The sequence below is a fragment of the Arthrobacter sp. TWP1-1 genome, from assembly GCF_049897845.1.
Lineage (GTDB): Bacteria > Actinomycetota > Actinomycetes > Actinomycetales > Micrococcaceae > Specibacter.
This window is the reverse complement of record NZ_JAFCXC010000005.1, coordinates 248,868-261,801: the sequence shown is the minus strand read 5'-3', so window position 1 is coordinate 261,801 and position 12,934 is coordinate 248,868. Positions and strand designations below refer to the sequence as shown.

Sequence of the window (12,934 nt, the reverse complement as noted above, 5' to 3'; positions counted from 1 at the left end):
GAACCGCAGCTGTTAGAACAACGCGGCGGCAAGGCCACCATCGGGAGGCAGGAATCAGGCTACGGTGGGAGACATGCCTGCAACCGCTACTTTTGAGCATTCCCGCCCTGTACCGATTCTGTTGTCGGGATTTGGTCCGGTTGGGCGGGAATTCTTCAACAGGATCCGAGCCCACCACCACAAGGATTTCTATGTTGCGGGTATCCGCGGACGCACCGATGAGGTCGTACTCGGGCCGGACTCAGATCTGCCGGAACGGGCCCATTGGAATTTGCTCACCCCGATCGCAGGGTTTCTTCAACAAACCAGCGCACTGATCCTCGTACAGGCCATCCCGTCTTCGCCCGAAGCCCATCCTCGCGCCGTCGAAGAAGCAACTACGGCGCTGCGTCTAGGTGTTGACGTAGCAACGGCTACGAAAAATCACCTCCTCACGCACTGGCGAGAACTCGAATCAGCGGCCAGGGCTGGTGGTAGCCGCATTCGAATTTCGGGAGCCACGGGCGCAGCATTGCCGGTTGCGGATCTTGCGCGGATTGGTGTCAACGGGCTTGACTGCCGGGCCATCCGTGCCTGTCCGAACGGGACTTCAACGTTTGTGCTGGATCGCATGGAACAGGGCATGCGCCTCCAGGACGCCGTCGGGGAGGCGCAACGGCTCGGCATTGCCGAGGCAGATACGAGTGCCGATCTCTCGGGATCCGACGCTGCTACCAAGGCGAGCTTGATCGCCGGCATGCTGTGGGGCTGGGATGTTTCCAAGATCCGCGTTACCAAGGAATCCATCGATGAGGACTCGGTCCGCCACGCAAGAACGTCGGCCAGTACGGGCCAACGACTTCGTGCAGTTGCCACGGCATCGGTTGACCAGCCGTTGAACGTCACCGTGCGATTGGAAGCCATCGGGTCCACCGATCCGCTCTTTCACCTTTTGGGCCCGGAAAAGGCCATGACCTTCCACTGCCCTGAAGCTGGGGACATCACAGTCCAAGGTGGCCGTTCAAGCCCGGCTGGCGCTGGCCTAGCCCTGGTCAAGGACGTCCTCAACCTGCTACCGACCCGGACGTCGGGCTTTCACGGATAGTCTTCCTCACGCACTAGCGCTGCTTGCCACTGCGGCGGCGAACCCTTCAGGTAAACCGACGCTGGCGGATTCAACATCCCACACCGCCGCCGCAGGACCCTGCTTCCCATTTTCTTTCCCGGGAAACGCCTCTATAAGTGTGGGGTCTATACGTAGGCCCAGTCCGAAATACTTGGCCAGAGCTTCCTTACGCGCCCACGCAGCTGCCCGCCATGCATCGCGTCCCTCCGCGGTGAGACGCGCAAGGTGCGCCTTTTCCGCAGAACTCAGCGCGACGTCGTCGAACCCGTCAAAGGCAACCTGGGCAACGTTCTGCAGATCCGCGCCGAGGGGCACCTTTGCCGCGAGCACCATTGCCGACAGGGCCCAGCCGTGGCTCCGCGAAAAACTGATCGACAGGGCAGCTGGCACTCCGCGCAACAGATAGCCGGGGCGGCCGTGTGACGGGACCGGATTCGCTCCGCAATCGGGACAGCTGTAGGCGGTCGCCAAGTCTTGCGGTGCGGCATCCAGCAAGTCGGCAGCCATGAGGCGCTGCGCTACGCGTCCCGCAATGAAATCCTGATGAGTTGTTTCATCCGCGATCGTGGCGGCCCGGGCAGTTTCGGCAGGATCCAGCAGGCTGACCATGCGCTGGTCAACCGCCGCCAGCTCGAAGGCACGCACCTCGACCTGCCCGCGCAAAATGGCGCTCCTACCGAGTTCGTTCACCCTCACTCCACCTTCTGTTCATGTTCCGTATTTGCCACCCGGTTAGGGTCGAGGCATGAATCAACCCACCCCGGATTTCACCGGTTTTACCGTTATTGACAACGACGACGACGATCCGGTGCTGCTGGCCCCGGACGGGTCCCCGGTGGACACCTGGCGAGACGGCTACCCCTATGATGCCCGTCTGGAACGCGACGTTTACGACGTTGAAAAGCGGCTTCTTCAAATTGAGTTGCTGAAACTTCAGCAATGGATCAAGGCTACCGGGCGCCGGGTGGTCATCTTGTTCGAGGGCCGCGACGCGGCCGGCAAGGGCGGCACGATCAAGCGCTTCACCGAACACCTGAACCCTCGTGGTACCCGGGTTGTGGCGCTGGAAAAGCCCAGCAAGCGCGAAACCACCCAATGGTACTTCCAACGCTACGTTTCTCACCTACCCAGTGCCGGAGAAATGGTGCTCTTTGACCGTTCTTGGTATAACCGGACCGGCGTCGAACGTGTCATGGGCTTTTGCACCAAGGAACAATACGACGAGTTCATCCGTCAGGCCCCGTTGTTTGAACGCATGCTAGTCAATGACGGCATCACTGTCATCAAGTTCTGGTTCTCAGTCACGCAGGCCGAACAACGGACTCGCTTCATCATTCGCCAGGTGGATCCCGTTCGCCAATGGAAGCTCTCACCCATGGACCTCGCCTCCTTGGACAAGTGGGATGCGTACACATCGGCCAAGGAACGGATGTTCAAACGGACAGATACCCGCCACGCTCCGTGGACGGTGGTGAAGTCCAATGACAAAAAGCGAGCCCGGCTGGCGGCCATGCGCCATGTGTTGAGCATGTTTGACTACACCGGCAAGGATCATGAACTTGTCGGCGTGCCGGACACGCACATCGTTGGCCCGGCATCGGCCGTGGTGGGCGAAGGCGAGGAATTCTAGCGCCGCTGGCTATGCCTCGTTGCCAGCGCTAAGCCCGGCCCTGATCTCTTCGACGGCGGCCACCAGCGCCTCAACTGATGCGGGTCCCCCGTGGCCCTCGTCTTCCACGATGGTGAGCTTGCTGGTGGCCCATTGACGATGGATCATCCAGGGCGTGATGGCTGGCCCACTGACGTCGCGCCGACCATGAATCAGGTACCCCGGAATCCCATCAAGTTCGTGGATCCGGGGAATGATTTCCTTGTCCCCTACGAGGAATCCGTCGTTGGCCCAGTAGTGGGTTACGAGGAGTGCAAACGTCATGCGTAATCGTTCGTCGCTAAACATGGGGCCGGGCTGCCAGTAGGAACTAAACGAAATGTGCCAAGCTTCCCAACGGTCCCAGGCAATGGCAGCGGCTCGGGCGTCTTCACGGTCAGCGCTGGCTAGTCTGCGGGCGTACGCTTCCACAACCCGCTCCCCGGGCAGGGCACCGGACGCCTGTGCAAACTCATCCCATGCTTCAGGGAAGATCCGGCCCACGCCTTCGGTGATCCAGTTGACCTCGTCGCGGTTTGTGGTGGTCACGGCCATGAGGGCAATGCCGAACACTCGGCCCGGGTGAGCCAAGGCGTAGGCCAGGGCCAGGGTACTCCCCCATGAGATGCCCGTCACGATCCATTGTTGAATCCCAAAATGTTGGCGGACAGCTTCGATGTCCGCAATCAAGGTCGCTGTGGTGTTGTCTGCCAAGTGCTCCAGATCGTCCTGAACGTTTGGCGTGCTTTTGCCACAGCCTCGTTGGTCGATGCCAATGGTCCAAAACTGCTCGGCGTCGTGGCGCCTGCGATATCCACCCTTGCCAAGGGAGCTGCCCGGCCCACCGTGCAGATACAGGACCGGGACACCGTCCGGGTTTCCGGTTGCCTCCCAATAGATTTTGGCGTTCGGTACATCGACCCAGCCGTTTTTGGTGGGTATGTGTTGATCTGTCATTGCCCAACCTTATGGTGCGAGCCCAATGCCCGCACCACCGTCAATACTTCCTGTGCCACGATGTCGGCGGAACTATCCGAGCTGTCAACAACCACGTCATCCAAGGCTTGTTCGGCCAGGATGTTTTCCAACTCAACGGTGCGTTCAAGATGCCAAGCCAGCGCGTCAGGATCGTCCCGGTGACGGTCAATAAGACGGGCACGCCGCACAGATTCGCGTGCCGTAATTCGGCAGACGGTTAGCGGCAGAGTTCCCAGGGCCGCGCGATATCGAGGTACCTCACGGGGGTCCTCGATGACCCCGGCCAGGACAAACATTGACACACCGGCACCGACAAAGTTGGCAGCCATGGCCGCCAGATTCGCAAGCTCAAGTTCATGGTTGAACCTGTCGTGGATGGGGGCCGGCCACGCCCGTCGTAGTTCATCGAGGTCAATAATTGCGTGCGGGACTAATTCCCGTTCCAAAATTTCACCCAGGCAGCCCGCGACAGTAGTCTTTCCCACACCGACGGTTCCATTGAGGAAAATACTCCGTGTCACCAAGTTCATATCCCCATGCTAGGGCCTCATCTCAGCCGCTCTGTCCCGTCCGGACACGGTGTCGCCGGACCGCAGCGCGGTTGTTGCAGCGCACCGAGCAGTACTGTTGGCGGCCATTGCGGGTGACGTCGACAACCACGGCAGTGCAGGGATCTCCGGGAGCTTGCCCTGCGGCACAGCGCGCGAGGCGGTGCATCCCGCGCGTCGTTAGGTGCAGCGCCGTCCCAACACTGAACACTGCACGCAAAACGTGGGCCAACGTCTGACTTTCATCCCGGTAGTGCAGATGCCAGCCTTCGTCATCGTGTTCCGTTAGCCGAGGGTATGCCGTCTCAGCGGCCATCTGGGCATTGAGCAAGACTGCCCGGGCCTGATGATCCGGGGCGTCAACAACGGCGAGCCAATCATCAATCACTCCGCGAACCAGGACATGGTCATCGGCGCCCATTGCAAATTCCATGGTCATCCCGAAGTCGCGAGTCCGCTGCAGAATCCCATCGCGGTCGAGCGGAAAGTCATTAGCCAGCGATTGGGCGAGGAGGACAGCGTATTCTCCGTAAGGGTTGAGATGCATAAGACCATTACAGCATAGTGGTGTCCATGACCTCTACAACAGTTCCCCGATCACCTAAAACTGCAAGCACGACGGCGGCGCATGAGCACGTATGGCACCTCGAGTCAGCGCACAACACCTCCCAAGGCAAGCTGCTTTATCTCGCGTGCTCGCACGAGTGCGGAGCGCGGCAGATAGAACTCGTGGCCCACAATCCCAGGCTTCTAGAAGTCCTGCATACGACGACGGGGCGCCGCTAAGGACGCCAGCGCACGCCGCCGTCCACGCAAAATGCTGTCGTCAAGAACGCACAGTCCAGGCAAATCGCATCAAAGAGTTCCCGCTCTCCAACGCGCTCCTGGAGTTCCACCGTGATGGGAACGAAGTCGTTGCCTTGGCAGTCGTAGCCTCCCTCCGGCAAAGGGGCCACGTCGGTCTTGACGGTGATGCGGCCGGCCTCGAAGGTAACTTTCGGAGTCAGCACCTCCCCCGTCACACCGCCCGCACAGCTGGCCCGCGAGACGCCCAATTCGAGGGTCTTCGATTCAGTTGTCACTTCACTGGGTTTGAGGAGTTTCCAGAACCCCGGATCACCGGATGCAGGCGATGATGATGGCGGAGCGTCTGAAACGGGGGCGGATTGGCTGCACCCAGTCAGCACCAGCGCCAAGCAGGCCACCATACCCGCAGTGAATTTCACGCCTCGTCCCACCCATAGCGTTGCCATACCCCATTGTGCTTCAGGTAGCGTTGCCATACCCCATTGTGCTTCAGGGTGAGGATACAAGAAAGGTCTCGACAAGCTGGGCCATTAATGGCCGTGCCTGCCGAGACCTTCTGTGAAACGTTAGCGCTGGGTGGCGCCGAACCGTTCCGCGGCAAGCTCGACGGCGGACGCGCGTGCTGCCGATGCTTCATCGGAGGTCAGCGTGCGGTCCCCAGCCCTGAAGCGCAGACCGAAGGCCAGGGACTTGCTGCCCTCGGGGATGCCGGTGCCCTGGTATTCATCAAACAATGCGACGTCTTCGAGGAGCTCGCCGGCCCCTTCGCGCAGTGTTTCTAGAACCGCAGCGGCCGGAACCTCAACAGGAACAACCAAGGCAACGTCCTGGGTTGCCACGGGGAACGTGGAAATACCCTTAGCGACGATCACGTCTGCAGCAGCAGCGAAGACCTTCTCGGCGTTGATTTCCATGGCCACAGAGCGGGCAGGCATGTTCAGTTCGGCCAGCAGCTTCGGGTGCAGCTCACCAGCGTAACCAACAACGTCGCCGTCGCGCAGAGAAAGGACGGCCGCGCGGCCCGGGTGGAACGCCTGGTGTGAACCCTGTGTGACAACGAGTTCAACACCGACAACGTCAGCCACCAAACGAGCAGCGTCGATGGCGTCAGCCCAGTCCCACGTACGCGGGCTGTGAGCAGGCGCGGCAGGTGAATCCTTGCCCGTGAATACGGCGCCGATGGTCAAGGGCTGGTACGGAATACCGTCATACAGACCATCGAGGACGTCCTCGGGCGGCTTAACACCGAGCGGCGGGATCGAAGCGGTGCCCATCGTCTCCGACGGAAGGAACACCAAACCGGATTCGAACAACGCCAGATCGTGGAAGCCGCGTGAGTGGTTGCGCTTGGCAATCTCAATCAGGCCCGGCAGAACTGAGGTCCGCAGGAAGCCGAACTCCTCACTCAAGGGGTTGGCCAGCTTCACGGCGGTGCGGGTGGCACCGGCCTCAGCAACTCCGAACACGTCGTTGGACGCCTTCGAAACAAACGGGTAGGCCAAGATCTCGGTCAACCCGGAATCCGCCAAGGCTTGAACCGCACGACGGCGCTGCTGCTGTGCGCGCGAGTAACCGCGGCCCGGCGGTGCCGTAGGAAGGGTGGACGGGATGACGTCGTAACCCACCAGGCGGGCGACTTCCTCGGTCAAATCGTCTTTGGCGAGCAAATCGTGGCGCCAGCTGGGGGCCGTGACGGAATATCCGCCGTCGACCTTTTCAACAACTGCGCCCAGATCCGTCAGCGAACCGATGATCTGTTCCTGCGTGAAATTGATGCCGATGCGGGCTGAGGCGTAACCGGACGGTAGGAACACGGGAGCCACAACGGCCGGGGTGCCAACGTCGGTGACGGTGGTATCCTCGGTGCCGCCGGCCAATTCGACCAGGAGGTCAACGGCACGCTGCGCGGCGACGTCGGCAATGGCAACATCCACGCCGCGCTCGAAACGCTTTGACGCCTCGGAGGGCAGCTTGTGGCGACGGCGGGAGCGGGCAATCGAGACTTCCTCGAAGTGCGCAGCCTCAATCAGCACGTTGACCGTGGCGGAGGAGACCTCGGTGGAGGCACCACCCATCACGCCGGCAACACCAATCGCACCGGAACCGTCGGTGATGAGCAGGTCCTCGACGTCGAGCTTGCGAACCTTGCCATCGAGCGTCTTCAGCGTCTCACCGGCAGCGGCGCGACGCACCACAATCTCGCCCGTGACCTTTTCGGCGTCGTAGAAGTGCAGCGGCTGGCCCAGTTCCAACATGACGTAGTTGGAGATATCCACTGGCAGCGAGATGGAGCGAATCCCGGCCAGGCGCAGGCGCGATGACATCCACGGCGGCGTCTGAGCTGCCGCGTTGATTCCCGTTACGGTGCGGGCCACGAAGCGGTCACAACCGGCATTGCCGTAGATGGGTGCTTCGTCGGCCAAACGGACGGGGTGACCCTCGCCCGTAGTGGCAGTCACCGAAACGAGAGACGCCGGATCGGTAAAGACGCTGTCGGTGGCGTGGGCGTATTCACGGGCAACGCCGCGAATGCTGAACGCGTAGCCACGGTCCGGGGTGACGTTGATTTCGGCGGCTTCGTCGCGAAGACCCAGCAGCTCCAGTGCATCGGTACCCAGTTCCGGATCGAGACCCAGGGTGGAGAGCACCAAGATGCCGTCATGGTCGTCACCAATGCCCAGTTCACGCACGGAGGCGATCATGCCGGCAGAAATGTGACCGTAGGTGTTCCGCGGGGTGATGCGGAAATCGCCGGGCAGCACGGCGCCGGGCAGGGTGACAACAACCTTGTCCCCCACCACAAAGTTGTGCGCACCGCAGACGATGCCCTGAACGCCTGAGGGATCAATGCCGTCAATGTCCAAGGTCTGTGCAGCACCTTCGGGAACCACGCGGACGGTGCACCAGTTGATGGTTTTGCCGTTCGACTGCGGTTCCTGCTCAAGGGACAACACCTGACCCACCACAATGGGGCCGCTGATCTCATCGAGAGGACGGTGAACATCTTCTTCTTCGAAACCAACCTTGACCAGTTCGGTCATTACGTCTTCGGCAGTTGCTCCTGCCGGTACCTGCGCATACTCGCGCAGCCAAGTCAGTGGAATACGCACCGCTTAGATCTCCATCCCAAAGTGTTCGCTGAATCGTACGTCGCCCTCGATCATGTCGTGCATGTCGCCTACTTCGTTGCGGAACATGAGCGTGCGCTCAATGCCCATGCCGAAGGCAAATCCTGAGTAAACGTCCGGGTCAATGCCGGCCGCGCGGAGCACGTTCGGGTTGACCATGCCGCAGCCGCCCCACTCGATCCAGCGGGCGCCACCCTTGGCACCGGGGTGCCAAATGTCCAGCTCGGCCGACGGTTCGGTGAAGGGGAAGAAGTTCGGGCGCAGGCGGATGCTGGCCTCGTCACCAAACATCTGGCGGGCAAAGTGTTCCAACGTGCCGCGCAGATCCGCCATGGACAGGTCCTTGTCGATGGCAAGGCCCTCGAACTGGTGGAACACGGGCGTGTGCGTAGCGTCAAGCTCGTCGGTGCGGAACACCTTGCCGGGGCACAGCACGTAGACGGGCAGTTCGCGCTCCAGCAAGGAACGGACCTGCACCGGTGAGGTGTGGGTGCGCAAAAGCAGGTGAGCCTCAGGAGGCTCAACGAAGAACGTGTCCTGCATTTCACGGGCCGGGTGATCCGGCTTGAAGTTCAAGGCATCAAAGTTGAACCATTCCGATTCCAGCTCGGGACCTTCGGCGATTTCCCAACCCATGCCCACAAAGATGTCGCTGACGCGGTCCTGCAGTGTGGACAGCGGGTGGCGGGCACCGGCGCGGCGACGACGCGCAGCGGCCGTAACGTCAACGGTCTCCTCGATCAGGATGCGCGCGGCGTCCTCGGCCTCGAGCACATCGGTGCGGGCTGCGAGCGCCTTGGCAACACGGCCGCGTGAGCCGCCCATGAGCTTGCCTGCGGCAGCCTTGAATTCCTTCGCGAGCCCGCCGATCTCACGGTTGGCAAGGCTCAGCGGCGACTTTTCGCCGGTGTGCGCCAGTCGCGCGGTCTTTAGTTCATCCAGCGTGGCGGCTGCGGCAATGGCTGCGAGCGCGTTCTCAACGGCTGCACCAATGGCGCCTTCGTCCAGCGGATCCGGAACCGTTGCGGGTTCGGTGGTTGGTTCGGGCATCTCTGCCGTCTTTTGGGGCATCTCAGACATCTACAGTTTTTACCTAAGCTCGTGTGCGAGTAAGCGGTGGGGTAGCTCCTCCCACCTGTTCCAAGTCTAGTTGACGGTGCGTGCCTGCTTTGAATCCAACTCTTTACCTCGTGGCGACCCGCTTCCGCTCCCGCCTTGCTACGCTAGCGCCCATGGGCTCCCTCCGTTTTGGATATACGACGCCGGCCTGCCGCCTGGCGCTGTTGTCCTCCCTTGCGCTGGTGTTGGGTGCCTTGGTGTTGGGCGGGTGCAGCATGTCACCGGGCAAGGTGAGTCACTACACCCCGGCCCCGGCCGCATTGCAGGAAAAAGTTGACTGCCTTGCCCCGCCCGAATGGAACGATGGCTCCGAAGCCAGCCTTCCGGCGTCGGACGTGAGGGGTTCGGTCCCTGAAGGATTTGTCCCCGTTCTGGTGGTCCGTTGCCAACAGGACTTCCTTGAACAAGCTGGTGTTCATACACGCGTGGTTCGACAGGAGCAGCTCGACGGCGATTACTCGGCGTTGCTTGCGGCCTTGACGCAACCCAGTGACAGGGCGAACGGCGACCTGGCCTGCACTGCGGATGCGGAGGTCCTGCCAGCACTGTGGCTGGTCAACGCCGATGGCCAAGCTATCCACGTGGTGTGGCCGCTGGATGCCTGCAGTAAGGCCCGAGGGAAGCCAGATACCGCGACGGCGCTGGAAGCCCTGACGGTGGCCGAGGCCACGATCATTACGGTCCCGACCCCATGACGGTCCCAGTAACAACCACAGCTACAGCCAAGGAGTCCGCCTAGTGAAGTCTTCCCTTCGAATCCGGGCAGTCGCAAATGCCGTCAACCTTTCCACCGCCGTCGGGCTGCTGCTTGCTGGGCTGACCCGAACCCGCATCGAGAGGGGACCTGACGGTTTGCTGTTCGGCACCGACTACCAGCCGAAGCTCCCCCTTGCTGGAGCATTCACTGTAGGCAATGTGATCTTCTACCGGGCAGAGCGGACCTTTATCGACTCCCGCCCGGATCTGCTGGCCCATGAATCGGGGCACGCAACTCAATATGCGTGGTGCCTGGGCCTTCCGTTCCTGCCGCTCTACGCAGCCTGCGCCGCATACTCCCTCTGGCGGACCGGGGATCCCGGGAGCCGCAACTTCTTTGAACGCAATGCAGGTTTGGCTTTGGGCGGGTACAGGGAGCTGCCGACCATCGCTAGATTTCCCGCAATCAGGAACCAATTGCAGCGCCTTGCGTTGTACAAATCATCGAACATCGACACCAAATCGACTAGCGAAGGGAAATAACCATGACACAGTCCGCCAATTCCGTTACCGTCACGGGCCAAGGGACAGTCCAGACCGCTCCGGACTTTTTCAACATCACCATCGGCATCGAGGCCGGGCAGCCAACGGTCCGCGCCGCATACTCCCAAGCCAGCGAGGCGCTCAACGCCGTCAACTCCAAGTTGCAGTCCTTGGGCGTGGGGCGGGAGTCGGTGAGCTCATCCTCCCTTGATGTCAGGGCGGACACTCGGTGGCAAGAAGGCACAGGCACGGTCGTTACCGGCTACACGGTCTCCAGCAATCTCACGGTGTCCCTGCGCTATGACAAGGGAGCCGAAGACATCATTGCGGCAGTAGTGGATACCGGCAACAACAACGTCCGGCTAAATGGCATGACCCCCGTGGTCTCCGACCCGTCCGCCGCCCAAGATGCAGCCCGCGCGGCCGCCTGGGCCGACGCCCGCCGTGCTGCCGAACTGTACGCCCAGCTGGCCGGGCAGACTCTGGGGGCGGTCAGCCAGATCAGCGAAGGAACCGTCAATGAATCTATCCCCCGGCCCATGAAAGCCCGGGCCGTCATGGCCATGGACAGTTCCATGGCCATTGAACCGGGGGAAAGCAAGGTCGCCATGGCGGTCCAGGTGACCTGGCTGCTGGTCTAGGCACCCGTTGGTCGAGTCGCCCCGTTGGTCGAGCTTGTCGAGACCTGGCCTCGACAAGCTCGACCAACGGGTTCGACCACCGGCTCTACGAGATAGTGATCTCCCGCTTGAGTATCTTGCCCGTGGGCCCTTTCGGAAGGGCGTCCATGATCACGATCTTGCGCGGGTACTTATAGGCGGCCACCCTGGCTTTGACGAACTCCTGGATGTCGGCGACGAGCTTCTCCGGGTCATCCGCCCCCTGCGCTCCATCCTTGAGCGAAACCGCAGCACAGACCTCTTCGCCATGAACGGCGTCGAGCGTTCCCACCACGGCGGCCTCCGCCACGGCTGGGTGTTCGTACAACACTTCCTCAATCTCGCGTGGGTAAATGTTGTATCCACCACGCAGGATCATGTCCTTCTTGCGGTCAACGATGAAGAACACCCCGTCCTCGTCCTGGCGGCCAAGATCTCCCGTGCGGAACCAGCCATCAGGAATTGCGGCGGCCGTCGCCTCCGGATTGTTCCAGTACCCCTTCATGACATACGGCCCGGCGACGGCGATCTCCCCTACGGCGCCGGGTTCGACGTCGACCCCTGCGTCATCGACAATCCGCAGCTGCGCGCCCGTCACCACGGTACCCACCGAGCCGGGCTTGCGAATGCCGTCCATCTGGTTGAAGGACACCACGGGCGAGGTTTCGGACAGGCCGTAACCCTCGAGCAGCGTTGCCTTGAAGGTGGATTCAAATTCGTGCAGGATCTCCACGGGCAGTGCCGAGCCGCCGGACGCGGCCAATCGCAGACTGCTCAGATCGTAGTTCTCCCGCCCCGGCGCCCGAAGCAAGGCGATGTACATACTCGGAACACCTTCGAAGATGGTGACCTTGTCCCGCTGGATGATTTCAAGGGCCTTGACCGGATCGAATCTGGGCAGCAGGGTCACTGTTGCGCCGGCCATGACGGCGGAGTTCAGTGCACAGGTTTGACCAAAGATATGAAAGAACGGAAGCCCGCCAAAAATCACGTCTCCGTCGCGGCTGGAAAAGAGCGCCACGGAAACTTCGGCATTGCTACGCAGGTTTTCGTGTGTCAGCTCGGCCCCCTTGGGCTTACCCGTAGTCCCTGACGTGTAAAGAATGACGGCGGTGTCATCCTTCTCCGCGACGGTGACCTCGCTGAGCGGTTCCAGGGGTGCCAGCAGGGCCATGAAGTTCGCATCAATGGCGATGATGGCGGTACCGGATTCGGCAGCCCCTTCTGCAACTTCAGCCATGACACCTTCCCAAGCAAAGGCGAGCATCGCTCCTGAGTCCTTGAGGTGATAGGCCACTTCGCGGGCCTTCAACAATGGATTCAGTGGCACCACGATGGCTCCGTAGCGCAGGATCCCATAATAAAGAGGCGGCATCTGGGGCAGATTTGGCGAAATCAATGCCACCCGGTCACCGGGTTGAACACCGCGTTGAGCCAGCAGCGCAGCAACTTTCGCGCTGAGGACCTCCAGCGCGCCGAAGGTCAATTCAATGTCATCAAGTTTGATGGCAACTCCACCGGGGTTTCTCGCCGCCGATGTAGGGACAATGCTGGCTAGGTTCGTCATGAAAATTCCTTTGCACTGTGGCTGGCTGCCGCTGGGCCGCATCGTATTTGATGGAGACCATGGCCAGCCAGTCCGGGACATCGTCGTCCCATGCCACCACATTAGCTCCCACGACGGGGTTCTGCACCACATTGCT

Annotated in this window: 13 protein-coding genes; 5 read left to right on the top strand and 8 right to left on the bottom strand. The window is 61.4% G+C overall.

Annotation, left to right across the window (positions count from 1 at the left end; genetic code table 11):
• The first annotated feature begins 73 nt into the window (after nt 1-73).
• A complete protein-coding gene (locus ACP7B9_RS11680) occupies nt 74-1,084 on the top strand; it encodes a hypothetical protein (protein ID WP_425863521.1) in 1,011 nt (336 codons plus the stop codon).
• A gap of 6 nt (nt 1,085-1,090) precedes the next feature.
• Here the strand turns inward: ACP7B9_RS11680 and ACP7B9_RS11675 are convergent, their stop codons facing one another.
• Nucleotides 1,091-1,795: a 4'-phosphopantetheinyl transferase family protein gene (locus tag ACP7B9_RS11675; protein ID WP_425863519.1), complete on the bottom strand. Its 705-nt coding sequence runs from the start codon at nt 1,793-1,795 to the stop codon at nt 1,091-1,093.
• A gap of 55 nt (nt 1,796-1,850) precedes the next feature.
• Between ACP7B9_RS11675 and ppk2 the strand changes: the two genes are divergently transcribed.
• Nucleotides 1,851-2,735: a polyphosphate kinase 2 gene (gene ppk2, locus ACP7B9_RS11670; protein WP_425863517.1), complete on the top strand. Its 885-nt coding sequence runs from the start codon at nt 1,851-1,853 to the stop codon at nt 2,733-2,735.
• Nucleotides 2,736-2,744: 9 nt separating this feature from the next.
• Here ppk2 and pip read toward each other — a convergent pair whose 3' ends face one another.
• The 6 genes from pip to pheS form a co-directional block, all read right to left on the bottom strand.
• Complete coding sequence (gene pip / locus ACP7B9_RS11665; protein ID WP_425863516.1) at nt 2,745-3,710, bottom strand: prolyl aminopeptidase; 966 nt, start codon at nt 3,708-3,710, stop codon at nt 2,745-2,747.
• Nucleotides 3,707-4,261, bottom strand: coding sequence for a hypothetical protein (locus ACP7B9_RS11660; protein ID WP_425863514.1), 555 nt, complete (start codon nt 4,259-4,261; stop codon nt 3,707-3,709). The genes pip and ACP7B9_RS11660 overlap by 4 nt, the downstream gene beginning before the upstream one ends.
• Nucleotides 4,262-4,283: 22 nt before the next feature.
• Nucleotides 4,284-4,826, bottom strand: a complete 543-nt coding sequence (locus ACP7B9_RS11655) for a CGNR zinc finger domain-containing protein (RefSeq protein WP_425863513.1) — start codon at nt 4,824-4,826, stop codon at nt 4,284-4,286.
• A 235-nt stretch (nt 4,827-5,061) separates the two neighbouring features.
• Nucleotides 5,062-5,361, bottom strand: coding sequence for a hypothetical protein (locus ACP7B9_RS11650; protein WP_425863511.1), 300 nt, complete (start codon nt 5,359-5,361; stop codon nt 5,062-5,064).
• Nucleotides 5,362-5,652: 291 nt separating this feature from the next.
• Nucleotides 5,653-8,196, bottom strand: coding sequence for a phenylalanine--tRNA ligase subunit beta (pheT, locus tag ACP7B9_RS11645; protein ID WP_425863510.1), 2,544 nt, complete (start codon nt 8,194-8,196; stop codon nt 5,653-5,655).
• 3 nt (nt 8,197-8,199) lie between these two features.
• Nucleotides 8,200-9,294 (bottom strand): phenylalanine--tRNA ligase subunit alpha, encoded by a 1,095-nt coding sequence (gene pheS / locus ACP7B9_RS11640; RefSeq protein ID WP_425863508.1) that lies wholly within the window; start codon nt 9,292-9,294, stop codon nt 8,200-8,202.
• A 152-nt stretch (nt 9,295-9,446) separates the two neighbouring features.
• Here pheS and ACP7B9_RS11635 point away from each other — a divergent pair, with 152 nt between their 5' ends.
• Genes ACP7B9_RS11635 through ACP7B9_RS11625 form a run of 3 tightly spaced genes read left to right on the top strand, consistent with a single transcriptional unit; the run spans nt 9,447 to nt 11,213 of the window.
• Nucleotides 9,447-10,028, top strand: coding sequence for a hypothetical protein (locus ACP7B9_RS11635; RefSeq protein ID WP_425863507.1), 582 nt, complete (start codon nt 9,447-9,449; stop codon nt 10,026-10,028).
• Nucleotides 10,029-10,071: 43 nt separating this feature from the next.
• Nucleotides 10,072-10,572: a hypothetical protein gene (locus ACP7B9_RS11630; RefSeq protein ID WP_425863505.1), complete on the top strand. Its 501-nt coding sequence runs from the start codon at nt 10,072-10,074 to the stop codon at nt 10,570-10,572.
• Between the two features lie 2 nt (nt 10,573-10,574).
• Complete coding sequence (locus ACP7B9_RS11625) at nt 10,575-11,213, top strand: SIMPL domain-containing protein (protein WP_425863503.1); 639 nt, start codon at nt 10,575-10,577, stop codon at nt 11,211-11,213.
• 85 nt (nt 11,214-11,298) lie between these two features.
• On the opposite strand, the gene ACP7B9_RS11620 is transcribed toward ACP7B9_RS11625, so the two are convergent.
• Nucleotides 11,299-12,798, bottom strand: coding sequence for a long-chain-fatty-acid--CoA ligase (locus tag ACP7B9_RS11620; RefSeq protein WP_425863501.1), 1,500 nt, complete (start codon nt 12,796-12,798; stop codon nt 11,299-11,301).
• Between the last annotated feature and the right edge of the window lie 136 nt (nt 12,799-12,934).